The sequence below is a fragment of the Serratia sp. N21D137 genome, from assembly GCF_047530005.1.
Lineage (GTDB): Bacteria > Pseudomonadota > Gammaproteobacteria > Enterobacterales > Enterobacteriaceae > Chania > Chania fonticola_B.
Genome location: NZ_JBLJAJ010000004.1, coordinates 233,374 through 257,693, shown reverse-complemented (window position 1 = coordinate 257,693; position 24,320 = coordinate 233,374). Strand labels below are relative to the sequence as shown.

At 55.2% G+C, this 24,320-nt stretch carries 23 protein-coding genes; 17 read left to right on the top strand and 6 right to left on the bottom strand.

The genetic code is table 11. The features are described from left to right. Positions 1-121 precede the first annotated feature (121 nt). The 6 genes from ghoS to ACMV5H_RS05605 all read left to right on the top strand — a co-directional run bounded on the left by ghoS (position 122) and on the right by ACMV5H_RS05605 (position 5,359). Positions 122-376 (top strand): type V toxin-antitoxin system endoribonuclease antitoxin GhoS, encoded by a 255-nt coding sequence (gene ghoS, locus ACMV5H_RS05630; RefSeq protein WP_414821568.1) that lies wholly within the window; start codon positions 122-124, stop codon positions 374-376. Positions 377-505: 129 nt separating this feature from the next. Then, positions 506-1,444, top strand: a complete 939-nt coding sequence (locus tag ACMV5H_RS05625) for a metal ABC transporter substrate-binding protein (protein ID WP_306455181.1) — start codon at positions 506-508, stop codon at positions 1,442-1,444. After that, positions 1,441-2,331 (top strand): manganese/iron ABC transporter ATP-binding protein, encoded by an 891-nt coding sequence (locus tag ACMV5H_RS05620; RefSeq protein WP_115158413.1) that lies wholly within the window; start codon positions 1,441-1,443, stop codon positions 2,329-2,331. Before ACMV5H_RS05625 ends, ACMV5H_RS05620 begins: the two co-directional genes overlap by 4 nt. Next, positions 2,331-3,194 (top strand): metal ABC transporter permease, encoded by an 864-nt coding sequence (locus tag ACMV5H_RS05615; RefSeq protein WP_021178201.1) that lies wholly within the window; start codon positions 2,331-2,333, stop codon positions 3,192-3,194. Before ACMV5H_RS05620 ends, ACMV5H_RS05615 begins: the two co-directional genes overlap by 1 nt. Beyond that, a complete protein-coding gene (locus ACMV5H_RS05610) occupies positions 3,194-4,051 on the top strand; it encodes a metal ABC transporter permease (protein WP_414821567.1) in 858 nt (285 codons plus the stop codon). Before ACMV5H_RS05615 ends, ACMV5H_RS05610 begins: the two co-directional genes overlap by 1 nt. 438 nt (positions 4,052-4,489) lie before the next feature. After that, complete coding sequence (locus tag ACMV5H_RS05605) at positions 4,490-5,359, top strand: fructosamine kinase family protein (RefSeq protein ID WP_021804611.1); 870 nt, start codon at positions 4,490-4,492, stop codon at positions 5,357-5,359. 39 nt (positions 5,360-5,398) lie between these two features. On the opposite strand, the gene ACMV5H_RS05600 is transcribed toward ACMV5H_RS05605, so the two are convergent. Further along, positions 5,399-5,959 carry a YniB family protein gene (locus ACMV5H_RS05600; RefSeq protein WP_021178205.1) on the bottom strand — a complete coding sequence of 187 codons (561 nt, stop codon included), beginning with the start codon at positions 5,957-5,959 and terminating at the stop codon, positions 5,399-5,401. 213 nt (positions 5,960-6,172) lie between these two features. Between ACMV5H_RS05600 and hxpB the strand changes: the two genes are divergently transcribed. The 8 genes from hxpB to ACMV5H_RS05560 all read left to right on the top strand — a co-directional run bounded on the left by hxpB (position 6,173) and on the right by ACMV5H_RS05560 (position 13,032). Next, on the top strand, positions 6,173-6,838 hold the full coding sequence (gene hxpB / locus ACMV5H_RS05595) for a hexitol phosphatase HxpB (protein WP_021804612.1): 666 nt from the start codon (positions 6,173-6,175) through the stop codon (positions 6,836-6,838). A gap of 213 nt (positions 6,839-7,051) precedes the next feature. Then, positions 7,052-7,813: a 2-dehydro-3-deoxy-D-gluconate 5-dehydrogenase KduD gene (gene kduD, locus ACMV5H_RS05590; protein ID WP_115158412.1), complete on the top strand. Its 762-nt coding sequence runs from the start codon at positions 7,052-7,054 to the stop codon at positions 7,811-7,813. A gap of 224 nt (positions 7,814-8,037) precedes the next feature. After that, positions 8,038-8,586 (top strand): metal-dependent hydrolase, encoded by a 549-nt coding sequence (locus ACMV5H_RS05585; protein WP_071680439.1) that lies wholly within the window; start codon positions 8,038-8,040, stop codon positions 8,584-8,586. Positions 8,587-8,770: 184 nt separating this feature from the next. Next, positions 8,771-10,162, top strand: coding sequence for an L-cystine transporter (locus tag ACMV5H_RS05580; protein ID WP_021804615.1), 1,392 nt, complete (start codon positions 8,771-8,773; stop codon positions 10,160-10,162). Between the two features lie 196 nt (positions 10,163-10,358). Beyond that, complete coding sequence (locus ACMV5H_RS05575) at positions 10,359-11,198, top strand: LysR substrate-binding domain-containing protein (protein WP_414821566.1); 840 nt, start codon at positions 10,359-10,361, stop codon at positions 11,196-11,198. 82 nt (positions 11,199-11,280) lie between these two features. Then, positions 11,281-11,781: an SDR family NAD(P)-dependent oxidoreductase gene (locus ACMV5H_RS05570; protein WP_414821565.1), complete on the top strand. Its 501-nt coding sequence runs from the start codon at positions 11,281-11,283 to the stop codon at positions 11,779-11,781. 53 nt (positions 11,782-11,834) lie between these two features. Next, positions 11,835-12,146 carry a hypothetical protein gene (locus ACMV5H_RS05565; RefSeq protein ID WP_414821564.1) on the top strand — a complete coding sequence of 104 codons (312 nt, stop codon included), beginning with the start codon at positions 11,835-11,837 and terminating at the stop codon, positions 12,144-12,146. Continuing rightward, a complete protein-coding gene (locus ACMV5H_RS05560; protein WP_414821563.1) occupies positions 12,139-13,032 on the top strand; it encodes an SMP-30/gluconolactonase/LRE family protein in 894 nt (297 codons plus the stop codon). The genes ACMV5H_RS05565 and ACMV5H_RS05560 overlap by 8 nt, the downstream gene beginning before the upstream one ends. 99 nt (positions 13,033-13,131) lie before the next feature. Here the strand turns inward: ACMV5H_RS05560 and kdgR are convergent, their stop codons facing one another. Next, positions 13,132-13,923, bottom strand: coding sequence for a DNA-binding transcriptional regulator KdgR (gene kdgR / locus ACMV5H_RS05555; protein WP_115158410.1), 792 nt, complete (start codon positions 13,921-13,923; stop codon positions 13,132-13,134). A 228-nt stretch (positions 13,924-14,151) separates the two neighbouring features. Between kdgR and ACMV5H_RS05550 the strand changes: the two genes are divergently transcribed. Continuing rightward, complete coding sequence (locus tag ACMV5H_RS05550; protein ID WP_414821562.1) at positions 14,152-15,543, top strand: MFS transporter; 1,392 nt, start codon at positions 14,152-14,154, stop codon at positions 15,541-15,543. 87 nt (positions 15,544-15,630) lie between these two features. Here the strand turns inward: ACMV5H_RS05550 and htpX are convergent, their stop codons facing one another. The 4 genes from htpX to ACMV5H_RS05530 all read right to left on the bottom strand — a co-directional run bounded on the left by htpX (position 15,631) and on the right by ACMV5H_RS05530 (position 20,150). After that, entirely contained in the window at positions 15,631-16,509 is an 879-nt protein-coding gene (gene htpX, locus ACMV5H_RS05545) for a protease HtpX (protein WP_021178212.1), read from the bottom strand. Positions 16,510-16,775: 266 nt separating this feature from the next. Then, positions 16,776-18,824 (bottom strand): carboxy terminal-processing peptidase, encoded by a 2,049-nt coding sequence (gene prc / locus ACMV5H_RS05540; RefSeq protein WP_094981816.1) that lies wholly within the window; start codon positions 18,822-18,824, stop codon positions 16,776-16,778. Between the two features lie 19 nt (positions 18,825-18,843). Beyond that, positions 18,844-19,557 (bottom strand): RNA chaperone ProQ, encoded by a 714-nt coding sequence (gene proQ / locus ACMV5H_RS05535; protein WP_021804621.1) that lies wholly within the window; start codon positions 19,555-19,557, stop codon positions 18,844-18,846. A 95-nt stretch (positions 19,558-19,652) separates the two neighbouring features. Next, entirely contained in the window at positions 19,653-20,150 is a 498-nt protein-coding gene (locus tag ACMV5H_RS05530) for a GAF domain-containing protein (protein ID WP_414821561.1), read from the bottom strand. A 240-nt stretch (positions 20,151-20,390) separates the two neighbouring features. Here ACMV5H_RS05530 and yebS point away from each other — a divergent pair, with 240 nt between their 5' ends. Both yebS and ACMV5H_RS05520 read left to right on the top strand, forming a co-directional pair. Then, entirely contained in the window at positions 20,391-21,638 is a 1,248-nt protein-coding gene (yebS, locus tag ACMV5H_RS05525; RefSeq protein WP_037374824.1) for a membrane integrity lipid transport subunit YebS, read from the top strand. Next, entirely contained in the window at positions 21,607-24,240 is a 2,634-nt protein-coding gene (locus ACMV5H_RS05520; RefSeq protein WP_021804623.1) for a PqiB family protein, read from the top strand. Before yebS ends, ACMV5H_RS05520 begins: the two co-directional genes overlap by 32 nt. Positions 24,241-24,320 lie beyond the last annotated feature (80 nt).

Below are 24,320 nucleotides of genomic sequence, written 5' to 3'. Positions count from 1 at the left end.
CTGAAGGACAAGTTAAAAAGTGGTCAGTTGAAGAAGCCGGCAACCGCCGACATTTCTGGCTAACCGCTAACAGGGGTGGGTCAGATTTACTTTGGCAGCCTGGGTCACTATTCGATTGGCATTGACACAGAGCTTAACCGATTTAGCCAAATTAACCGGACAAATGACGCTGGCCGGTTTTTCCACCATGCTCAGCGACAGCAACGGCATTCCCCATGAGCTGGGGATCAACAGTTTTTCGCTAACAACGCCATTAAATCAAGAAGATGTCAAACAGTTGGCACAAGGCTTGGGCGAGGTGGCATTGGGGGCAAAACCCGAAGTGGAGATAGTCACTGGCAGTGATTACTTTAAGCGGTTACATCCCGATACATAAAATGTTATAACTCACACGGCGGTACTATTTCATTAACAACAACATAACCCCTTGGCAAAGCTTGGTGATGCTTGACTTCCGCTCAATTGATATTGATAATCATTTTCATTTGAATAAGGAGACGTCATCATGCCAATGAAAAACAACGTATTTACTCGTCGTCGTTTTAGCTTGTCCCACTTTCGCCCCCTTGCCCTGGTCTGCATATGCCTTAGCGTTGTTGCTGTGAGCCATCCGGCTTTGGCAAAGGATAAGCTGCGCGTGGTGACCACCTTCACCATTATTCAGGATATCGCCCAGAACGTGGCGGGCGACGCTGCCGTAGTGGAGTCCATCACCAAGCCTGGGGCGGAAATCCACGACTATCAGCCCACGCCGCGGGATATCGTTAAGGCACAGCACGCCGATCTGATTTTATGGAACGGAATGAACCTGGAGCGCTGGTTCCAACGCTTCTTCGAAAATATCAAACAGGTGCCCGCCGCCGTGGTAACCGAAGGGATCACCCCGCTGCCGATCCACGAAGGCCCGTATAACGGTAATCCAAACCCCCATGCCTGGATGTCGCCAAGCAATGCGCTGATCTACATCGAGAACATCCGCAAAGCGCTGGTACAGTACGATCCTGACAACGCCGAAACCTATAACCGCAATGCCAAAGCCTACGCTGAAAAAATCGCGGCGCTGGATGCCCCGCTACGCGAGCGTTTGTCGCGTATTCCGTCAGCCCAACGCTGGCTGGTAACCAGCGAAGGTGCCTTTAGCTATCTGGCCAAAGACTATCAGCTGCAGGAAGTCTATCTGTGGCCGATCAATGCCGACGAACAGGGCTCACCGCAGCAGGTGCGCCGGGTAATTGATACCGTGCGAGCCAACCACATTCCGGTGGTATTCAGCGAAAGCACCATTTCGGATAAGCCTGCCAAGCAGGTGGCCAAAGAAACCGGCGCACACTACGGCGGCGTGCTGTACGTCGATTCGCTGTCTGCCGCCGACGGGCCGGTGCCCACCTATATCGATCTGCTCAATGCCACCGTGCAGACCATCGCCAAAGGATTCAATCAATGAGTGCAGAGACCTTTATCCGCCCCGAACTTAGCGTGGATGACGTATCGGTCACCTATAACAACGGCCATACGGCGATCCATAACGCCAGTTTTACCCTTAGCGGTGGTTCGATCTGTGCGCTGGTAGGGGTTAACGGCAGCGGGAAATCGACCCTCTTCAAAAGCATCATGGGCCTGGTAAAACCGACATCTGGCCAGGTGACGCTGAGCGGGCAGCCGGTTGTCGCCGCGCTGAAGAAAAACATTATCGCCTACGTGCCGCAAACCGAGGAGGTTGACTGGAACTTCCCGGTGCTGGTGGAAGACGTGGTGATGATGGGCCGCTACGGCAAAATGAAGTTCTTGCGCATTCCTACCAAGGAAGACCGGCTGCGGGTCGATAAGGCGCTGGAACGCGTTGGCCTGACTGAATTACGTAGCCGACAGATCGGCGAGCTTTCCGGTGGGCAGAAAAAGCGCGTATTCCTGGCCCGTGCCCTGGCTCAGCAGGGAACGGTGCTGCTGCTTGATGAGCCTTTTACCGGCGTAGATGTCAAAACCGAGAACGCCATTATCGATCTGTTACGTTCGCTGCGCGATGAGGGGCACCTGATCCTGGTATCGACCCACAACCTCGGCAGCGTACCGGAGTTTTGCGATCGAGTGATCCTGATTAACCGTACCGTGCTTGCCGCCGGCCCGCTCGAGACCACGTTCACGCAAAGCAATCTGGAACTGGCGTTCGGTGGCGTATTGCGCCATATCAACCTCTCCGGGCCCGATCTGCACGATGACAACGATCCCCGCACCGTAACGGTAATCACCGATGACGAGCGCCCTGCGGTGTTTTATGGCCATACCAAGAGCGATCCTCCGGCGCAAAGCCAGCAAAAGGAGAATACCCCCTGATGCTCGAGATCCTGCTGCAACCGTTTAACTACAACTACATGGTCAAGGCGATGTGGGTCAGCGCCATCGTCGGTGCGGCCTGCGCTTTTCTGTCAGCGTATCTGATGCTGAAAGGCTGGTCGTTGATGGGAGATGCGCTTTCCCACTCCGTGGTGCCAGGAGTGGCTGGTGCCTATGCCCTCGGCCTGCCCTATGCAGCCGGTGCGTTTTTCACCGGCATGCTGGCCGCGCTGGCGATGACGTTGGTACGCCACGTTACCCGCCTGCGTGAAGATGCGATTATCGGCTTTATTTTCTCCACCTTTTTCGCCGTCGGCCTGTTGATCATTTCGCTCAACCCCACCTCGGTGAACGTGCAGTCGATCATCTTCGGCAACATTCTCGGCATCGCTGATGAAGACGTGTTACAGGTGGAGATTATTATCGGCGTTTCGTTACTGATCTTATGCCTGGTGTGGAAAGACCTGCTGGCGGTATTTTTCGATGAAAACCACGCGGTGTCGATCGGGCTTTCGCCACTCAAGTTGAAGATACTGTTCTTTACCCTGCTTAGCGCCTGCACCGTGGCCGCGCTGCAAACCGTCGGCGCCATCCTGGTGATCGCCATGGTGATCACTCCCGGTGCTACCGCCTATCTGCTGACCGACCGTTTTGGCCGGCTGGTGATTATCGCCATCGCGATCGGTGCCTTGACCAGCGGCTTGGGTGCCTACCTCAGCTTCTTCGTCGATGGGGCCACCGGCGGCGTGATCGTCACGTTGCAAACGCTGGTGTTCCTGGCGGCCTTCCTGTTCGCACCGAAGCACGGGCTGTTAGCCTCAAAACGTCGAGTAAACCGTAGCAACTCTCCGGAGGGCAACTGATGGAACTCCTGTTGCAATGGCTCTCTGAGCCGTTCGCCTATCCCTTTATGCAACGAGCCATCATCGGGGCTATCGTCACCGGTGTCGTCTGCGCCGTGCTGTCTTGCTATCTAGTGTTGAAAGGCTGGTCACTGATGGGTGATGCCATTTCTCACGCCGTGCTCCCCGGCATTGTGCTGGCCTTTGTGTTCGGTATTCCGCTGGTGATTGGCGCATTTCTTTCCGGCATTTTCTGCGCGGTCGCGACGGGTTATCTGAAAGAGCACAGCCGGGTAAAGGAAGACACGGTGATGGGGATCGTATTCTCCGGCATGTTTGCCTTTGGGCTGGTGCTGTTTGCCCGCATCGATACCGATCAACACCTCAGCCATATCCTGTTCGGCAATATGCTGGGGATCACCGACGGTGAGCTACGGCAAACGTTGTGGATCGCCGGGATCACGCTGGCAATCGTGCTGCTCAAGCACCAGGACTTCATGCTCTACTGTTTCGATCCCAATCATGCGCGCGTTATCGGCCTGCCGGTGAAGTTACTGCACTACGGCTTACTGTGCCTGCTGGCGTTAACCATTGTGGCCTCGCTACAGGCGGTGGGGGTGATCCTGGTAATTGCGATGCTGATCGCACCGGGGATTATTGCGTTCACGCTGTGCCGCAGTTTCAACCGGATGTTGATTGTTGCCACCATCGCTTCGGTTTTTTCATGCGTGCTGGGGACGCTGATCAGCTTTCATATCGACGGCGCAACCGGGCCGTGCATCGTGATCGTACAGGCGCTGCTGTTTGTCATCGCCCTGCTCTATAGCCACTTCAAACCCGTGCAACGCAACGAAATCACCGTAGTTAAAAACCATTAAGCCGCCCTCACCCTAACCCTCTCCCCCAGGAGAGGGAACAGAATGTGCCACTGTTGTGGTCTAGTAATATCGAACACCGATAAAGGTTTTTACGCCACCCGCTCCCTGTGGGAAAGAGAACAAAACGTGCCACAGACTGACTCCTGCACCTATCCCCGGCTCCGCACCAGCTCCCTCGCCCTGTGGGAGAGGGTTAGGGTAAGGGGAAAATCCCTACTATGACGTTTCCCGTGTAACAAGGAACTCGGCAAGTTAGCCTGAACCAAGCAGCATTCAGCATAAGCGTACTTAAATTAATCAATAGCGTATATACTTTGACCAGACACGCGGCGATGATATTTTCGTCAATAGATGGCGCAGCTGTGCGCCACATCGTGTTTTCGCAGCAGGAAAGACGCTAACCTAATGAAATCGCAGGCAACACAGAAGGGGATTACTATGTGGCAAGCCGTTAGCCGTCTGTTGAGTGAACATCTTGGCAGCGCAGAAATCCGCGAAAGGACTGAACTGCCCGGGGGAGAAATCCACCCGGCGTGGCGCGTGAGTTACGGTGACAGCGAGGTGTTTGTTAAATGTGATACCCGCGAAATGCTGCCGATATTTACTGCGGAGGCCGATCAACTGGCCTTGCTGGCTCGCAGTAAGACCGTGCGCGTCCCCGAAGTGTATGGGGTTGGCAGCGATCGCGATTACAGTTTCCTGCTATTGGAGTATCAACCCCTTAAGCCGCTGGATGCGCACGGGGCGCACTGCCTCGGGCAACAACTGGCCCGCCTGCACCAGTGGAGCGAACAACCGCAGTTCGGCCTCGACTTCGATAACGACCTTTCCACCACACCGCAGCCCAATGCCTGGCAACGCCGCTGGGCGGAATTTTTTGCCGAGCAACGCATCGGCTGGCAGCTACAGCTGGCGGCGGAAAAGGGCATGACCTTCGGTGATATCGACGAAATTATTGACGTGGTGTATCTGCGGTTGCAACACCATCAGCCTCAGCCTTCCCTGCTGCACGGCGATCTGTGGCCAGCCAACTGTGCTCAGGCCGCGGATGGGCCTTTACTGTTCGATCCAGCCTGCTACTGGGGCGACAGAGAGTGTGATTTGGCGATGCTGCCGCTTTATCCTGAATTGCCCGCCCAGATTTATGACGGCTATCAGAGCGTGTGGCCGCTGGAGGCCGGGTTTATCGAACGCCAGCCGCTGTATCAGCTTTATTACCTGCTCAACCGCAGCAACCTGTTTGGCGGCCAACATCTGGTCATGGCGCAGCGGGCCATCGACAAGCTGCTCCATCCAGAGACGCTGTAATGTCATGGGCGCCGCATAGGGCGCCCGTTCTTTGCAGATCTACGCCACTCCGGCCATTTGCCCTAGCAGCTTGAGCACAAAATAAGCCACCACGGCGATCACCACCGGCAAGATATACAGCGGGAAGTATTGCAGCAATATGGTGTGGTGCGGCAACGTCACCCGCTCTTCCAATTGCTCACGCGTGTGCCCTTCGCTGCCCTTGGCCTGTTCCAGGATCATCTGATCTTCCAATCCTTCACGGATAAACTTCACCTGACGCGACATGCGCGCACCGGAAGTCTGCAATGCCAGGCCGACAAAAATCAGGAAATAGATAATGATAAACATCAGATTAGCGCCGCTAAACAGGCTCTTATCCACGTCCGGTACCGGTGAGTTGTACCAGAAAATATTCAGGAATGGCGTATTGAAGCGCACCATGTCGACCATGACGTGGACAAAATCCAGCATCACGGCGTTGATCCCTCTGGACTTCTCACTGTGTTGATAAACAAAACCCAGCAGTGAAACCAGCGTTGACAGTAACGCCGGGATGAAAACGACCCATCCGAAAATGCGTTTCAGTATGGCAACGCGCCCAGCCTGTTGATACGTCATGTGTTCCCCTTGTAAGCGACGCAATCGTTGTTGCGCTAAGTCTACCTGTAGTTAATGAAACTCGCCCACCGTTTTCTTTATCTTCCCCCCAGTTCCAGAGAGATCCTGTACTTTGGGAAAACACCCCGGGCCCGAAGGGTGCAGGCGCCCGAACAAAAATGATAGAGTGGCGAAAACATTTTCTTTTACTGGTGCTGCAGGAGTTAATTGTTAATGGCTTATTCGCAACGCATAGCAACCGCAATTTTTGATATGGACGGTCTACTGATCGACTCTGAACCCCTGTGGTTACAGGCAGAAATGGATATTTTCAGCTCATTGGGGCTGGATCTGTCCGATCGTCACAACCTGCCGGATACGCTGGGTTTACGTATCGATCTGGTGGTACGAATGTGGTTCCAGGCCATGCCGTGGCAAGGGCCTTCTCAGGAGGAAGTGGCTGGCCGCATTATCGAGCGGGCCATCGAGTTGGTACGGGAAAAGCGCCCGTTGCTGCCTGGGGTGCAACAAGCGCTGGAACTGTGCCGTAGCCTGGATTTAAATATTGGGCTGGCCTCCGCCTCTCCGCTACATATGCAGCAGCAGGTGCTGAAGATGTTCGATCTGGAGAGCTATTTCGATCAGTTGGTTTCAGCCGAATACCTGCCGTACAGCAAACCGCACCCGGAAGTCTATCTGATCGCCGCCGAACGCCTGGGCAGCGATCCACAGCACTGCATTACTCTGGAAGACTCCTTCAACGGTATGATTGCCACCAAAGCAGCGCGTATGAAATCGATCGTGATCCCTGCGCACGAATACAGCCAGGATCCGCGCTGGGCCTTGGCCGACCTTAAGTTGCAAAGCCTAGAGCAGTTAACTGCCGCCCATCTGGCCTGATCTTGACGGCATCGGCCCCGCCGGTGCCCTTTTCCCTCCCCCTGCACTCGCAAAATAAATAAAACACCATTTCATTTTTATTGAATTAAGACACCATTCAAATTATGCTAGTCGCATAAAGAAAACACCGGGCCATTAGGTGACACTGTCACTGCCACGCAGTTGCCATCGAAAGCCCGGTGCTTTCTTCCCTCACGGCAAGAGAGCAACGCTATGATTCTGAATTCCTTCGACTTAACGGGCAAAGTGGCGCTGATCACCGGCTGTAATACCGGCCTGGGGCAAGGCATTGCGATTGGGTTGGCGCAGGCCGGTTGCGACATTATCGGCGTGAACCGCAGTCAGCCCGTTGAGACCATGAGCAAAGTTACCCAGACTGGGCGTCGATTCCTGAATTTGAACGCCGATCTCGGCAATATCGACGCCATCCCTTCTCTGCTAGCCACCGCCGTTGAGGCGTTTGGCAGAATCGATATCCTGGTGAACAACGCAGGAATTATCCGCCGTGAAGATGCCCTGAATTTCAGTGAACAAGACTGGGATGAGGTGATGGACGTCAATATCAAGACCCTGTTCTTTATGGCACAGGCGGTGGCCAAACAGTTCATCAGCCAGGGCAGCGGCGGTAAAATTATCAATATTGCTTCGATGCTTTCTTTCCAGGGCGGCATTCGCGTACCGTCTTACACCGCGTCGAAAAGCGCGGTACTCGGCCTCACCCGGCTATTGGCCAATGAATGGGCACAGTACCAGATTAACGTTAACGCCATTGCACCGGGCTATATGGCCACCAACAACACCCAGCAGCTCCGTACCGATGAAGACCGTAACCAGCAGATCCTCGAGCGCATCCCGGCAGGGCGCTGGGGAACGCCGGATGACTTGATGGGCCCGACCGTCTTCCTTGCCTCGGCAGCGTCCGACTACGTTAATGGCTACACGCTCGCGGTAGACGGTGGCTGGCTCGCTCGCTGATCTCCACAGCAAACATATCCTTCCTCCGAATTTGAGCGGGCGCAGCATTTGCAGCGCCCCTACATTACCAGTCTTCCTGTATACCTCGTCCGTCATAAACACCGTTTCAACCCTTTGTAAAACGGCGTTAAATTAACAACTCGTTACAGGGTAACCGCTTCCGTAACTGTAAAAATTCCCATATACTGGATAAATTAACAGTTTAGTGGCCGGAATATAGCAACATGACCGCGGAAGGACATCTCATATTCTCTGTTGCCTGCGCGATCTTTGCCAAGAAAGCGGAGGTGACACCCGTGCTCGCCGCTGGCGATTGGTGGCACATCATTCCCGCCGCGCTACTGACGTCACTGCTACCCGATATCGATCACCCTAAATCCATCCTGGGCCAGCGCCTGCGCTGGATAGCCATCCCGATATCTCGCGCCTTTGGTCACCGCGGTTTCACCCATAGCCTGTTGGCGATCGTCGGCGGCATGTGGCTATTTCAGCTAGAAGTACCGCGCGGTTGGCCCATCCCCGCAGACGTGCTGCACGCCATGATTATCGGTTATTTCAGCCACCTGCTGGCCGATATGCTCACCCCTGCCGGCGTGCCGTTGCTTTGGCCCTGCCGCTGGCGTTTCTGCCTGCCAATATTGAACTCACAAAAAGGCAACCAGTTGGAGCGGGTGCTGTGTATAGTTTTGGTGGCTTTCGCCATCTTCTGGCAAGGGGATTACACCTTTCCCGTGCAGTCGTATTTTGAGCAAATAAAAAATATCCGGCTGTGATCACAAAAAACCGTCTATTTTCCCGTCTTTCCGCTCATTACATCGACGATTTCAAGCCAAAAGTTATATTAAATTCTTTTTAGATATAAGTGCGCTTCATCGCAAACTGTTACGATATTTACATCGCATTACATCGGTGCTTGGCACCTTTAATTATAAAAAAACAAGATTGGAGACATTGGGGATGAATCTACCGCTCGTATTAAACGTGCTGGTTTTTGCCGCCCTCCTTTTGCTGTTGGCGCAAACCCGCCATAAGCAATGGAGCCTGGCTAAAAAAGTGCTGGTCGGCCTGGTACTTGGTGTGGTGTTCGGTTTGGCACTGCAACTGGTTTACGGCGCGGACAACCCGGTACTGAAAGCGTCTATCGGCTGGTTTAACATCGTCGGCAACGGCTATGTACAGCTGCTGCAAATGATCGTGATGCCGCTGGTTTTCGCCTCTATCCTGAGCGCGGTAGCCAAGTTGCACAACGCTTCCTCGCTGGGCAAAATCAGCTTCCTGACCATTGGTACCCTACTGTTTACCACGCTGATCGCCGCACTGGTGGGCGTATTGGTCACCAACCTGTTCGGACTGACCGCAGAAGGTCTGGTCCAGGGCACACAAGAAACGGCTCGTTTGTCGGCGATCGAAACCAACTACGCGGGTAAAGTGGCCGATCTGAGCGTACCGCAACTGATCCTGTCATTCGTGCCGAAAAACCCGTTTGCCGATCTGACCGGGGCTAACCCAACGTCAATCATCAGCGTGGTGATTTTCGCTGCCTTCTTGGGTGTGGCTTCGCTGCAACTGCTTAAAGATGACCAACCGAAGGGCCAGCGCGTGCTAGTAGCTATCGATACCCTGCAAGCCTGGGTGATGAAACTGGTCCGTCTGGTGATGAAGCTGACGCCTTACGGCGTACTGGCGTTGATGACCAAGGTCGTTGCAGGCTCCAATATCCACGACATTATCAAGCTGGGCAGCTTTGTGGTTGCCTCTTACCTTGGTCTGGCGATCATGTTCGTGGTTCACGGCCTGCTGCTGAGCTTCACCGGCGTTAATCCGCTGAAATTCTTCCGCAAGGCGTGGCCGGTGCTGACCTTTGCCTTCACCAGCCGTTCAAGCGCTGCCAGCATCCCGCTGAACGTCGAAGCACAGACTCGCCGTCTGGGCGTGCCGGAGTCGATTGCCAGCTTCTCGGCTTCATTTGGTGCCACTATTGGTCAGAACGGTTGTGCGGGTCTCTACCCGGCAATGCTGGCGGTGATGGTTGCGCCAACCGTAGGCATCAACCCTCTGGACCCACTGTGGATCGCAACGCTGGTCGGTATTGTTACCGTCAGTTCAGCCGGTGTTGCCGGTGTGGGCGGTGGTGCGACCTTTGCTGCGCTGATTGTTCTGCCAGCGATGGGCCTGCCGGTAACCCTGGTCGCCCTGCTGATTTCGGTTGAACCGTTGATCGACATGGGCCGTACCGCGCTGAACGTTAGTGGTTCGATGACCGCAGGTACCGTCACCAGCCAACTGATGAAGCAGACCGACAAAGCCATTATGGACAGCGAAGACGAAGCGGAACTGGCTCACCGGTAACCCTAGACTGATTTGCAACTGAACCGGCGCCCAGGCGCCGGTTTTTTTTCGCCAGGACTGCCAATGATATCTCATTAGTATTAGTGTGTAGCAAATAGGATCCGTGGAACCCATTATGATTGAAACCCGCCTGCTACATCAGTTCATCGCCGTCGCCGAGGAATTGCACTTCAATCGCGCAGCGTAACGGCTGCATATGGCGCAGCCCCCGTTGAGTCAGGCTATTCGTCGGCTGGAGCATGAGATCGGCGCTCCCCTGTTTGAACGCACCAATCGCAGCGTGTCGCTCACGCCTGCCGGAACCGACTTTCTGGCAACGGCAAGAAAGGTGTTGCGCCTGCTTGATGAAGGCGTCGAACAGACCAGGAGGGTAGCGCAAGGCATCGAAGGCCATCTCACGTTAACCTTCATCAATATCGCCCCCTATAACGCATTGCTAGGTGCATTGCAGCGCTTCCGCGCTGCATTCCCCGCCATCTCCTTCACGATGCGTGAGGCCACGACTCAAGAGCAAATCGAGGCTCTGGAACATGGCCGCGCCGAGCTCGGTTTCATGAGGCCACCGGGAAGGACAGCTCCGGAGCTGCAGTTCGAGTGCATTCTGCGCGAACCCATCGTGATCGCTCTGCCAACCACACACCCTCTCGCGTGCCACGAAATCATTCCACTGACCGCACTGCGCGATGACGCCCAGGTATCGTCACCACGGCACCTGGGCCAGGGCTTCCATGACCAACTGGTTGAGCTTTGTGCAGCGGCGGGGTTCATGCCACGCATTGCCCAACAGGCGCGGCAGCTGCACACTCTGGTTGCGTTGGTGGCCAGCGGCTTCGGCGTAGCACTGTTGTCCGCGTCACTGGCGCAGGAGGGTCGCAAAGACGTGGTATTCCGACCAATCCAGGTCAATGCACCAGACGCACTGCGGCATGTGGAATTGCTGATGGCTTGGAACCCGCACAAGCCATCTTCAATTCGCGACAAACTGATCGATGAGGTGCGAGATGCCATGGCATCGGCACCCTTGATTGAAACCTGATAAGTCTTGTTTCGGTACAAATAAGATATTTTACACTCAGGAGCGGTCACTCCATCATCGTGCCATTGCCAAACGGAGGTACATGATGACAGATCGACGCTCAGACGAGCTTTTCAAAGACAAGGTAGCTATCGTCACCGGTGCTGGCCGCGGGCTTGGCAACGCTTACGCCAAAGCCCTCCTGGAGCGTGGTGCAAGGGTGATCGTTAGCGACCTGGGTACCGGCCTGACCGGCGATGGTGCTGACCCAGAGGTAATGAGCGAAGCGGTTCATGACTTGCAGGCCGACCCTGGTTCGTTCATCACCCACAACGGGCGCCTGGATAACGAGATGGGTTGCCAGCAACTTGTAGCGCTGGCCATCGCGCAATTCGGCGCGCTGGATATCCTGATCCATAACGCTGGTTGGGTCGGCTATCAGCCCATTGAGACACAGGAAGAGGTATTCCTTGAGCGCTCCCTTGGCATCAACGTGCGTGCGCCGATCTGGTTGAGCAAGCACGCCTGGGTGCATCTCAAACGTTCCCAATCACCTCGGATCGTGCTGACGACCTCTGACCGTGCCATGCGCAGCCAGGCCTGACGGCCTACGCCGCTGGCAAGATGGCCCAAGTCGGCATCATGAATGCCCTGAGCATGGAAGGAAAACCGGACGGCATCCTGGTCAACGCTATCTCTCCGGTGGCTAAAACCCGCATGTGGGGGATCACGCAGTCTCCCACAGACCTCAAGCCCGAGTGGGTGGTGCCAGGCTTGCTGTATCTGGCCAGCTCGTTATGTCAAGACACAGGCGTGATCCTGCGCGCCAGCAACGGCCAGTTCACCGCCACCCGCTTTTGTGAAAACCCAGACGTAACCTATCCTACGGATCTGGCGCGCATTGAGTGTGCCAGCGTGGAAGACGTCGCCCACAATTGGCAACGCATCAAGGAGTTTGGCGATGCGTGACGGGGGTCATCTGCACAAGATCGCCGAAGTCCGCGCCGACCTTGGCGAGAGTCCTATCTGGGATAAAGACAACCGCCTTTTGTACTTCGTCGATATCTCTGGTGGCAAGATTAACGTGATGACCCCGCAAGCACGGGTGGCAACCGTTTATCAATCATCGGCACGCATCGGTGCTCTGGCCCTCACGGATAGAGGCAATCTGATCTTCACCGAAGACGCGCGGGTTGCCATTCTTGATCCCAAACAAGGAGTGGTCCGCACGCACTCCAGCGCAGTCCATAACCAAGCCAGTTATCGGTTCAACGATGGGGCCTGCGATCCGCAAGGACGCTTTATCACCGGCCTGATGCACGAGGGGCCGAACCGTGAGGCCGGAGCGCTGTACCGCTATGACAGTGAACTTAGCGCCCAAGCGATCCAGAGGAATATCGCACTGCCTAATGGCCTTGCCTGGTCGGAAGATGACCACACGCTGTTCTTTGTCGATTCCATCGCACGTTCAATATTTCGGGCCGCATACGCTCCCAACGGGGAACTGGGGGCCGTGATGTGCTTCGCCGAAACCCCAGCCGAGCTGGGACGTCCCGATGGTATCACCCTGGATCGTGCCGGAGGGCTGTGGGTCTGTATGTTCAACGGAGGATGTTTGCTGCACTACGACCGTAACGGCAGCCTGAGCGGGCGCGTCGCCATGCCCGTACCGCGCCCCACCAGTTGCTGCTTTGGCGGGGAAGGTCTGGAAACCTTATTCATCACCACGGCGCGCTTTGCCATGACGGCTTCAGAACTGGCTGAATACCCTGATTCTGGGGATCTCTTTGCTATTCGTCCAGCCATTGCCGGTGTTCCACGTCACTTGTTCAAAGAGTGCAAGATAGGCGAATAGCAGAGTAGTTGGATTTTATAAACCGAGGAGAGATTTCGAAGGCTGGGCGAGAAAGCGTAGGGGCGAAGCTATGCTCAGCCCCCTCCAACTACGGCAAGCTTAAAACGGATAGTCGTGATAACCCATTTGCGCTGAAATCAGACGAGCGGCGGTATGTAACTGCGCCACGTAGCCCTCTTTGCCTTCTTCAGAGAAGCGGATGGTCGGGAAGGAGATGCTCAAGCCCGCGATCACCACGCCAAAACGGTCAAACACGGGCACCGCGATGCAGCGCAAGCCTTCTTCCTGTTCTTCGATATCTTCGCCAAACCCCTGCTCACGTACCTTATCCAATAGCGGCAGTAACTCTGTAGCGCTGGCGATGGTGTGCGGAGTGCTGCGGGTAAACTCGACATGGGACAGGATTTCTTCCACTTCGCCGCGATCGCGCCAGGCTAGCAAGACTTTACCAATCGCGGTGCTGTGCAGCGGGTTACGGCGACCGATGCGTGAATACATACGCAGGTTATACATGGAGTCGATTTTGTGGATATAGACGATGCTGTCTTCATCCAGCGCCCCCAGGTGGATGGTCTCACGCGTCTGGTTAGACAGTTCACGCATCTGGATGTCTGCACTGCGGATCAAATCGACGTTTTGCAGCGATTTGGCACCCAGTTCAAACAGCTTGAGGGTCAGCGAATATTTCTCCGACTCCCCTTCCTGTGAGACATAGCCCAGCGACTTCATGGTTTGCAGGAAACGGTAAACGGTACTTTTGGACATCATTACCCGCTGTGAAAGCTCGGTAATGCCGATCTCACGCTCATCACCCAGTGCCTGCAGGATGCCAAACACTTTCAGCACTGATGAAACGGAATCCGGTTGTTTGTCTAGATCTGCGTTAGCCATGGTTAATACCTTAACTTAACTATTATTGTTTTAGGAAATTTGAACAAGAGTTTCAGTATAATCGGAACATTTCACCCCATGCAATGGAAGTTGCACAATATTCGCCATTATTGATGGGATTAGCGGCAGACATCCCACTACTTTTACATTTAGCACAGAAACGGCGGGTGCATTCGGCGGGAAATATGATTAGCATTGTAATATTCCCCCTGTTTAATAACTACCTCCATGACAACGCTTGCAAATTCCGACGGCTTACCCGTCCCGCAACGCTACGGAGCAATCCTGGCCATTGCGCTAGGCATTACCGTTTCAGTGCTTGACGGAGCGATCGCCAACGTGGCCTTGCCGACCATCGCCCGCGATCTTAACGCCAGCCCGGCCAGCTCGATCTGGGTGGTCAATGCCTATCAGTTGGCGATCACCATCTCGCTGCTATCGCTGGCTTCCTTGGGCGATCTGATTGGCTATCGCCGCATCTATCAGGCTGGTCTGCTGGTATTCTGCATTACCTCGTTATTCTGCGCCCTGTCCGATTCGCTATTCACCTTGACGATTGCCCGCGTGCTGCAGGGGTTTGGTGCCGCAGCGATTATGAGCGTCAATACCGCCCTGATCCGCATTATCTATCCGCAGCGCTTTCTCGGCCGAGGCATCGGCATAAACTCGTTGATCGTAGCCTTCTCTTCCGCCGCCGGGCCTACGGTCGCCGCCGCCATTTTATCCGTGGCCTCCTGGCAGTGGCTCTTTGCCATCAACCTGCCGATCGGCATCGTCGCACTGATGCTAGGGATGAAATTTTTACCGGCCAACAGCCAGAAAAGCAGCAATCAGCGCTTTGACCCTACCAGCGCGGTGATGAATGCCCTGACGTTTGGCCTGCTGATCACCGCCATCAGCGGTTTTGCCCAAGGCCAAAGCCTGCTGCTGATTGCCGCTGAAATCGCGGCGTTGCTGGTGATTGGTTACTTCTTTGTGCGCCGTCAGTTGCGGCAGACATCCCCTTTACTGCCGGTGGATCTGCTGCGCATCCCTATTTTTGCGCTGTCGATGGGCACCTCGATCTGCTCTTTTGCCGCCCAGATGCTGGCCATGGTGTCGTTACCCTTCTTCCTGCAGGCCTCTCTGGGCCGTGACGAGGTGGCGACGGGTTTGCTGTTAACTCCCTGGCCGTTGGCCATTATCGTGATGGCGCCGATTGCAGGCCGCCTGGTGGAGCGTGTTCATGCAGGGTTACTGGGAGGGATTGGTTTGGCGACCTTCGCGCTCGGTTTGTTCCTGCTGGCGCTGTTGCCACATAACCCGACGGATCTGGATATCATCTGGCGCATGGTGCTGTGCGGTGCGGGCTTTGGGTTATTCCAATCGCCCAACAACCACACCATTATTTCTGCCGCCCCACGCCACCGCAGCGGCGGAGCTAGTGGCATGCTGGGCACAGCGCGATTATTGGGGCAAACCTCTGGCGCGGCGCTGGTGGCTCTGATGTTCAACCTGTTCCCCACCAGCGGCACACACGCTTCGTTGGTGTTGGCGGGGATCTTCGCCAGCGTCGCTGCCGTAGTGAGTTGCCTGCGTATCACTCAACCCCGTGCGAATCTCGCTGAACCTGGCAAATAGCTTATCGGACGCAGCATGCGTGTTATCTGCGGCGCCCGCTTGAATAGCAAAAACCCCGGCGAGCCGGGGTTTTCGTTTGATACAACGTTATTTCAGATACTGGCCGGAACGCAGCGCTTCGATACGCTTGTCCAACGGCGGGTGTGACATAAACAGCTCGCTGAACGACTTGGATTTGCCGTTGATGCAGAAAGCCATCAGGGTGCCCGCTTCCTGCGGTTCATAGCTGGTTTTCAAACGTTGCAGCGCAGCGATCATCTTCTCGCGGCCGACCAGTTTGGCTGAACCCGCATCGGCGTGGAATTCACGATGACGTGAGAACCACATGGTGATAATGCTGGCCAGAATACCAAATACCAGCTCCAACACCATCGAAACACCGAAGTAAATCATCGGGTTGCCGTTACCTTCGCCTTCCCCATCACGGTTGCCTAGGAAACCGGCGGCCACCTGGGCAATCAGGCGCGACACGAAGATCACGAAGGTGTTCACCACCCCTTGGATCAGCGTCATGGTCACCATGTCGCCATTGGCAACGTGGCTGATTTCGTGGGCGATCACCGCTTCCGCCTCATCACGGCTCATGCTTTGCAACAGGCCGGTACTGACCGCCACCAGCGATGCATCGCGGCGAGCGCCGGTCGCAAAGGCGTTGATGTCCGGTGCCTGGTAGATGGCCACCTGCGGCATGGCGATACCCGCCTGCTGCGATTGGCGGCGCACCGTGTCCAACAGCCAGCGTTCGGTTTCGTTACGCGGCTGCTCAATCACTTCCCCACCGACGGAGCGTAGCGCCATCCATTTGGACATCAGCAGTGAAACAAACGCACCGCCAAAACCGAACAGACCGGCCATGATCATCAGGCCCTGAACGCTACTGGATTGGATCCCTGTCAGGCTAAGCACCAGCCCGAAAACCAACATCACCGCCAGGTTGGTGAGCAGGAACAAAGCTATACGCATCATAGAATGTTTACTTCCTCGTTATTTGTTAACAAAACGCGACCTCAGATACCCAGATCTTATGGGCATTGGTCACAATTTCAAGATTGGCAGGCCATTAAGCCACTAAAAATACGTAACTTTACAAAGTCACGAAGAAACAAGGGTTTTACAAAGTGTAAACGATTTCTGAGCCCAGAGTGGAGACCTCAACAGAAATTTTAGTGCGGGTATGGCAAAAAAAAAGCGCACCCGAAGGTGCGCTCGATAGCGTTAAACCCGCAAATAACTTACTTGGCGGCGGCCGTCTGTTGCGATGGCTGCTGCTTTTCGTTATTGGCCAGATCCAGTGCGATCTTGACCGTTTCATCCAGATACGGATCCGGTTCCTTGTAGTCCTTTGGCAGGTCTTCCAGGGACTTCAGCGGTTTCTTACCCTCACGCTCCAGACGCTCATTAATACGCTTCAGGCGCGTAGCATCATCGTCATGGTTCTCTTTCTCACGGGTAGCCAGATTGAGAGAAACGATGTTGCGCTTGTCTTTCAACGCCTTGTAATGGGCAATATCCTGCGCGATGTATTGGAACTCGGGATCCTTGGCGATACGCTGCGCATGGTCTTTCAGCAGTTGCGGTTCAAACGGCTTCAAATCACCGGTTTTGGTGTAGGCAGCTGCATTAATGCTATCCCACGGCATGGCGTTATCTTCGAAGCTCTCGCCGGTTTCTGCCGGATCGATCCCCGTTGGCATCAGAATATCTGGCGTAACGCCTTTACGCTGGGTACTGCCACCGTCAACGCGATAGAACTTCTGGATGGTGTACTGGACAGAACCCAGTGCAGGCCATTCAGGACGCAGCATCTGATCGTAAATCCGGTTCAGTGAACGGTACTGCTGCACCGTGCCTTTACCAAAGGTAGGCTCGCCCACGATCAGCGCACGACCATAGTCTTGCATTGCCGCAGCAAAAATCTCGGAAGCGGAGGCGCTGAAGCGGTCAACCAGCACCACCAGCGGGCCTTTGTAGTAGACAACGCCGTCGTTATCCGCATCTTCTCGGATCTTGCCGTTGTTATCACGCACCTGAACAACCGGGCCACTTGGGATAAACAGACCAGAAAGCGATACCGCCTCGGTCAATGCCCCACCGCCGTTGCCACGCAGATCGATAATCAGACTGTCGACGTTCTGCTTGGCCATCTTTTGCAGCTGAACTTTGACGTCATCGGTCAGGCCGACGTAGAAGCCAGGGATGTCCATCACTGCGACCTTCTGCTTGCCGACGGTCTTGATAGTCATTTTAACTGCGCGATCTTCCAGGCGGATACGCTCACGAGTCAGCGTAACTATCCGGGTTTTGGTGCCTTTACCTGCTGGCAGGATCTCCAGGCGAACCTTGCTGCCCTTCGGCCCTTTGATCTGCGAGACGACGTCGTCAAGACGCCAGCCGATCACGTCAACCATCGGTTTGCCTGCCTGGCCAACGCCGACAATACGGTCACCTACGGCGATCGCCTTGCTCTTGGCTGCCGGGCCGCCTGCCACCATGGAGTTGATCACGGTGTAATCATCATCCATCTGCAACACGGCACCAATCCCTTCAAGCGAGAGACTCATCTCGGTATTGAACTGTTCGGTATTGCGTGGAGACAGGTAGTTGGTGTGCGGATCGATTTCGTGGGCAAACGCGGTCATGATCAGCGAGAACACGTCTTCGCTGTTGCTTTGCGTCAGGCGTTTGATCGCAAACTGATAACGCTTGGTCAGTGTGTCACGGATCTCTTTATCCGTTTTGCCGGTCAGCTTCAGGTTCAACTGATCGTATTTGACCTTGGCATCCCACAGGCGGTCCAATTCTGCCTTGTCTTTCGGCCACGGCGCTTTGCTGCGGTCGACGTCAATGGTGTCGTTGCCGGTGAAGTTCATCGGCTTGTCGAGCAACGATAGCGCATACTGATAGCGCTCAAAGCGGCGTTTTTGCGCCAGATTGAACAGTGCATAAGGCGTAACCAGTTTGCCGGATTTCAGCTCTTCACCCAGCGTGCTGCGTTTGTCGGCAAATTGCGCGACGTCAGAGGCCAGCAGCACATTGTGGCTGTAGTCCAGCATATTCAGGTAGCGATCGAAGATCTTGCCTGAAAAATCCGCATCCAGAGCAAACTGGCGATAATGAGAGCGAGTGAAGCGCGAGGTTACGCGCTCACTCACGGTTGCATGTTCAGCTTCCTGCTCAAGCTTGGGCAGTTGATCGATGCGGATGTTGGCTGTATCCGCTCCGTAACTGACACCCGCCCACAGCAAAGCCACAACTGCGGTTAATCTGACAAATTTGTTCATGCCTTGGTTGGCCTCCGTATCAGAACTGCAAGTGTTCTGCGCGCACAATCATCGCCAGACCGGAGGAGAGCTGTACACGAACGCCATCTTTGGCGATTTCGAGTACGGTTGCGTCCATCGCGCTCTGACCTGCTCTGACTTTGATTTCCTGGCCAATTTGCAGTTTTGAGATGTCTGTGACTGGCACATGACGCGGCTGGCTGGCCTCTTTGGCTACACGAGGTTCACGAGCTTGCTGTGGGCGTGCTTGTTGTGGGCGCGGCTTGCGGTTCTCTGCTGCGGCTCCGCCTTCACGACGTACGGCTGGCTTTTTGCCGGCAGGACGCGGACGACGAGGCTCGGCAGTGGCAGACTCACCAGCAGCTTCACGTTTTTTGGCATTCTGTTCGGCACGCTGTGCCTGAACGCGCGCTTTGGCTTCTTCAAGCTGCTGGCGAGCATGATCGACATGCTGCTGTTCCAGCTCACCGCACGGGTTACCGTCCAGGTCTACACGCTGGGCGCCAACTTTGACACCGTACAGGTAACGCCAGCTTGAGGTATACAGGCGCAAAGCTGAACGCAGCTGCGTTTTGCTGAGGTTCTCTTCCCCTTGTACACGTTCTACCAGATCCTGAAAAATACCGATTTTCAGCGGGCGTGCTTCGCCTTCGGCGCTAAAGCAGAGCGGGAAACGCTCGGCAAGAAAAGCAATGACTTCTTTAACTGTGTTCAACTTGTGTTGATTTTCCATGAAATTTCCTGATTACAACGGGTTGCCAACAAGCCGCAGGCATGAACAGGCGTCATTATAATGACGCCATCGCTAAATGCCACGTTAACCGTAGATCAACTTGCCGCTACAGTGACATATTTCGCAAAATTGCTCTGTGCCAGCCGTGCGCAAAGCCCCGCCACCACTGCTTTCAGGCCGATTTCGTCCTGTTCATCGAAGCGTTGATAAACTGTGCTGTCGATATCCAGAACACCGATGACCTGACCACTGACGTCTAACGGCAACACAATTTCCGCGTTGCTGGCGGCATCGCAGGCGATATGTCCAGGAAATGCATGAACATCGCCAACGCGCTGCACCTGATTCTGCGCCGCTGCCGTACCGCACACGCCCTTACCCAACGGGATCCGCACGCAGGCAATCTTGCCTTGGAACGTACCTAGCACCAGTTGATGGCCTTCCATCAGGTAAAAACCGACCCAGTTCACGTCATCAAGACGCTCATTGAGTAGCGCACTGGCGTTAGACAAGGCGGCGATAAAATTATCTTCCCCATCCAGCAATGCGCTCAAATCGCGTTTTAATTCCGCGTAGAATGATTCTTTAGTCATGATTAACCGTTCAAATACTCAAATAGCTTCGACTTAACCCGTATAAAATAAGCATTAAATGCGTATAGCCACAAGGTTAATCATCTGTTGCTTCACAAAACACGGTACAACAGGGTATGTTTGCCGTCTAAAAATCATTTGTAACCTGCGATGCTAATCCCTTTTTACCGGTTGATAGCATTGACGGGTTGGTTTTCAAGCTACGCTAAGTAGACCTCAGGTCGCCAAACAGCATTCATGATGAAGATACTCGCCATTACCGGCCCGCTCTCCAAGGCTCGCCACCAACGCTGTTGTGAATGCGATTTGCTGTTCACGTTGCCGCCGTTAACCCGCAATCAGGCCGCCTACTGCCCACGTTGCAACGCCAAAGTGGTGAATGGCCGCGACTGGTCAATGACCCGCCTGACCGCGGTAGCCGTCACCATGCTGTTACTGATGCCCTTTGCCTTTAGCGAGCCGTTGATCAGCATCCGCCTGCTCGGCACGAAGATTAACGCTAGCCTGTTGGAAGGCATCTGGCAAATGAGCAGCCAGGGGGATCCGTTTACCGCCAGCATGGTCGCCTTCTGCACCATCGGCGCGCCGTTGACGCTATCTCTGTCATTGCTGTACCTGTGGTTTGGCCATGCGCTCGGCATGAACCTGCGGCCAGTGCTGCTGATGCTGGAGCGCCTGAAAGAGTGGATCATGCTCGATATTTACCTGATCGGTATGGTGGTCGCGGCGATCAAGGTCAAGGAATATGCAGATATTGAACCCGGCAGCGCCCTGATTGCCTATCTGGCATTGACCCTGCTCAGCCTGCTGACGCTGATCCACATGAACCTGGAGCAGATGTGGGAGCGCTACTATCCGCAGGAACAGCCAGAGGGCAAACCAGAGGCATTACACGTCTGCCTCGCCTGCCATTTTACCGGTTTTCAGGATGAGCGTGGCCGCTGCCCCCGCTGTCATGTGCCGATGTGTCATCGCCAACCTTACAGCCTGCAAAAAACCTGGGCCGCGCTGATTGCCGCGATCGTGCTGCTGATCCCCGCCAACCTGCTGCCGATCTCGGTGGTCTACGCCAACGGCGCGCGTATGGAAGATACCATTTTCAGCGGCGTCGTTTCGCTGGCCAACTCGGGCAACATGCCAATCGCCGCCATCGTATTTATCGCCAGCGTCCTGGTGCCCTTTACCAAGGTGATCGTACTGCTGGTGCTGCTGTTCAGCATTCATTTCAAAACGTCGCACAGCCTCAAAACCCGCATCCGGTTGCTCCGGCTGGTCACCTGGGTTGGCCGCTGGTCGATGCTCGATCTGTTCGTGATCTCGTTGATGATGTCGCTGATCAATCGCGACCAACTGTTTTCTTTTACTATGGGGCCAGCAGCTTTTTACTTTGGGTCTGCGGTTATTTTAACTATCCTTGCCGTACAGTGGCTGGACAGCCGATTGATTTGGGATGCACATGCAACAGGAAACGCCGAATACGCCGACTGAGGCGCGGGTCAAAAACAAGCGCCGAATCTCGCCATTCTGGTTACTGCCGTTTATCGCCCTGCTGATTGCCGGGTGGCTGGTCTATACCAATTACCAGGAGAGCGGCAATAGTGTCACCATAGACTTCCAGTCTGCGGCGGGTATTGTCGCTGGCCGTACGCCGGTACGTTACCAGGGTGTGGACGTGGGCACCGTGCAAAGCATTTCGCTGAGCAAGGATCTGCGGAGTATCGTGGTTGAAGCCAGCATCAAGAGCGATCTGGAAGACTCACTGCGGGAAGGCACACAATTCTGGCTGGTCACGCCCAAAGCCTCGTTGGCTGGGGTGTCCGGCCTGGATGCACTGGTCGGTGGTAACTACATCGGCATGATGCCGGGCCGTGGCAAACCTCAAACCCACTTCACCGCGCTGGATACGCAGCCGAAATACCGCCTGAATACCGGCGAGTTGATGATCCACCTGCAAGCAGACGACCTCGGTTCCTTGAACACTGGCTCGCTAGTCTATTATCGCAAGATCCCGGTCGGTAAAGTGTATGACTACACTATTTCGCCGGGTAACAAGGGCGTGATCATCGACGTGCTGATCGACCGCCGCTTTGCCAATCTGGTGAAGGACAACACCCGTTTCTGGAACGTTTCCGGTTTTAAAGGCGATTTCAGCCTGTCCGGCGCCAGCGTGCAGATGGAGAGCCTGGCCGCGCTGGTAAACGGTGCGATAGCCTTTGACTCCCCGCTAGACGGCAAGCAGGCCAAGGCCGATCAAAACTATACGCTGTATCCGGATCTGGCCCGTAGCCAGCGTGGGGTTAACATCTCACTGGACCTGCCCGACGGTAATAGCCTGAGCGAGGGCCGCACGCCGCTGATGTATCAAGGATTGCAGGTTGGCACGCTGACTCGCCTGGCCCTGCAACAGGATAGCAAGGTCACCGGCGAACTCACCATCGATCCTTCGGTGGTCGATCTGATGCGCAGCGGCACGCGCATTGAGATGCGTAGCCCAAAAGTCAGCCTTAACGACGCCAAGCTGAGTCAGCTGTTAACCGGTAACACCCTGGAATTGGTGCCGGGTGAAGGCGAACCCCAGCAGCATTTTACCGTGTTGGACAGTAGTAAAACGCTGCTGCAACAGCCTGGCGTGGTGACGGTCACCTTGAATGCCCCGCAAAGCTACGGCATCGACGTTGGGCAACCGTTAATCGTGCACGGTATCAAGGTCGGGCAAATCCTGACCCGTACCCTGACCGACGGCGGTGTGACCTTTACGGCAGCGATCGAAGCTCAGCACCGCAGCTTGCTGCATAAAGACAGTAAATTCGTGGTCAACAGCCGGGTGGATGTCAAATTCGGGCTGGACGGCGTGCAAGTGTTAGGTGCCAGCGCTCAGGAGTGGCTAGACGGTGGCGTACGCCTGATCCCTGGGGGTAAAGGCGAACCGGACGCGCAGTATCCGCTGTACAGCAACGTGGAAAAAGCCGCCGAGGGCATCGTCGGCAACAGCCCACTGCCCACCTTGACGCTTACCGCCACCAGCCTGCCAGATGTGCAAGCTGGCTCGGTGGTGTTATACCGCAAGTTCCAGGTGGGGGAGATTGTCAACGTACGGCCCAAGGCCAACGAGTTTGACGTTGAGGTTTATATCAGCCCGGAATACCGCAAGCTGTTAACCAGCGAAAGCATTTTCTGGGCGGAAGGCGGTGCCAAGGTGCAATTGAACGGCAGCGGCCTGACAGTGCAGGCTTCCCCGCTCAACCGCGCGCTGAAAGGCGCTATCAGCTTTGATAACCTGCAGGGCGTAACGCTGGATAAAGGGGCCAAACGCGTGCTGTACGCCTCAGAAACCGCCGCTCGCGCCGTGGGTAGCCAGATCACGTTACGCACCTATGATGCCAGCAAACTATCCCCTGGCATGCCAATACGCTATCTGGGCATTGATATCGGCCAGCTTGAATCACTGAAACTGGCACCGGAGCGTAACGAGGTGTTGGCAAAAGCAGTATTGTACCCAGAGTATGTGAAAACCTTTGCCCGTCTCGGCAGCCGTTTCGCCATCGTTTCACCGGAGATTTCTGCCGCTGGGGTCAATAATCTTGACTCCCTGTTGCAGCCCTATATCAACGTGGAACCCGGCCACGGCGGATCAATGCGTACTTTTGAGCTGCAGGAAGCCAGCATTACCGACTCCCGCTACCTGGATGGCCTGAGCGTGATCCTGGACGCCGCCGAGACCGGTTCGCTGCAAATCGGCACGCCGATCCTGTTCCGTGGCATTGAAGTGGGTACCGTGACCGGTTTCTATCTGGGGGCGATGTCAGATCGCGTGCACGTCTCGCTGCGAGTCAGCAAGAAATACCAGCATCTGGTGCGTAACAACAGCGTCTTCTGGCTGGCCTCTGGCTATAACCTGCAGTTTGGCCTGACGGGCGGCGTGATCAAGAGCGGTACCTTCCAGCAGTTTATTCGCGGCGGTATTGCCTTTGCCACCCCACCTAGCATTCCGCTGGCCCCTAAAGCCACGCCGAACAAACACTTCCTGCTGAATGCAGAAGAGCCGAAAGATTGGCGCGAATGGGGCACCGCTATCCCTAGGGACAACTGATAGTTCTCGGCAGGGTTCAATGTTCTGAGCCCTGCCGCTCCCCCCAAGATAATCCATACCATTACTGCTTTGCCATCCAT

What these genes read in the sequence shown, in the direction of transcription:
- ACMV5H_RS05625 (WP_306455181.1), top strand. Translation starts at nt 506, where the DNA reads ATGCCAATGAAAAACAACGTATTTACTCGTCGTCGTTTTAGCTTGTCC.
- ACMV5H_RS05620 (WP_115158413.1), top strand. Translation starts at nt 1,441, where the DNA reads ATGAGTGCAGAGACCTTTATCCGCCCCGAACTTAGCGTGGATGACGTA.
- ACMV5H_RS05615 (WP_021178201.1), top strand. Translation starts at nt 2,331, where the DNA reads ATGCTCGAGATCCTGCTGCAACCGTTTAACTACAACTACATGGTCAAG.
- ACMV5H_RS05610 (WP_414821567.1), top strand. Translation starts at nt 3,194, where the DNA reads ATGGAACTCCTGTTGCAATGGCTCTCTGAGCCGTTCGCCTATCCCTTT.
- ACMV5H_RS05605 (WP_021804611.1), top strand. Translation starts at nt 4,490, where the DNA reads ATGTGGCAAGCCGTTAGCCGTCTGTTGAGTGAACATCTTGGCAGCGCA.
- ACMV5H_RS05600 (WP_021178205.1), bottom strand. Translation starts at nt 5,959, where the DNA reads ATGACGTATCAACAGGCTGGGCGCGTTGCCATACTGAAACGCATTTTC.
- hxpB (WP_021804612.1), top strand. Translation starts at nt 6,173, where the DNA reads ATGGCTTATTCGCAACGCATAGCAACCGCAATTTTTGATATGGACGGT.
- kduD (WP_115158412.1), top strand. Translation starts at nt 7,052, where the DNA reads ATGATTCTGAATTCCTTCGACTTAACGGGCAAAGTGGCGCTGATCACC.
- ACMV5H_RS05585 (WP_071680439.1), top strand. Translation starts at nt 8,038, where the DNA reads ATGACCGCGGAAGGACATCTCATATTCTCTGTTGCCTGCGCGATCTTT.
- ACMV5H_RS05580 (WP_021804615.1), top strand. Translation starts at nt 8,771, where the DNA reads ATGAATCTACCGCTCGTATTAAACGTGCTGGTTTTTGCCGCCCTCCTT.
- ACMV5H_RS05575 (WP_414821566.1), top strand. Translation starts at nt 10,359, where the DNA reads ATGGCGCAGCCCCCGTTGAGTCAGGCTATTCGTCGGCTGGAGCATGAG.
- ACMV5H_RS05570 (WP_414821565.1), top strand. Translation starts at nt 11,281, where the DNA reads ATGATGACAGATCGACGCTCAGACGAGCTTTTCAAAGACAAGGTAGCT.
- ACMV5H_RS05565 (WP_414821564.1), top strand. Translation starts at nt 11,835, where the DNA reads ATGGAAGGAAAACCGGACGGCATCCTGGTCAACGCTATCTCTCCGGTG.
- ACMV5H_RS05560 (WP_414821563.1), top strand. Translation starts at nt 12,139, where the DNA reads ATGCGTGACGGGGGTCATCTGCACAAGATCGCCGAAGTCCGCGCCGAC.
- kdgR (WP_115158410.1), bottom strand. Translation starts at nt 13,923, where the DNA reads ATGGCTAACGCAGATCTAGACAAACAACCGGATTCCGTTTCATCAGTG.
- ACMV5H_RS05550 (WP_414821562.1), top strand. Translation starts at nt 14,152, where the DNA reads ATGACAACGCTTGCAAATTCCGACGGCTTACCCGTCCCGCAACGCTAC.
- htpX (WP_021178212.1), bottom strand. Translation starts at nt 16,509, where the DNA reads ATGATGCGTATAGCTTTGTTCCTGCTCACCAACCTGGCGGTGATGTTG.
- prc (WP_094981816.1), bottom strand. Translation starts at nt 18,824, where the DNA reads ATGAACAAATTTGTCAGATTAACCGCAGTTGTGGCTTTGCTGTGGGCG.
- proQ (WP_021804621.1), bottom strand. Translation starts at nt 19,557, where the DNA reads ATGGAAAATCAACACAAGTTGAACACAGTTAAAGAAGTCATTGCTTTT.
- ACMV5H_RS05530 (WP_414821561.1), bottom strand. Translation starts at nt 20,150, where the DNA reads ATGACTAAAGAATCATTCTACGCGGAATTAAAACGCGATTTGAGCGCA.
- yebS (WP_037374824.1), top strand. Translation starts at nt 20,391, where the DNA reads ATGAAGATACTCGCCATTACCGGCCCGCTCTCCAAGGCTCGCCACCAA.
- ACMV5H_RS05520 (WP_021804623.1), top strand. Translation starts at nt 21,607, where the DNA reads ATGCAACAGGAAACGCCGAATACGCCGACTGAGGCGCGGGTCAAAAAC.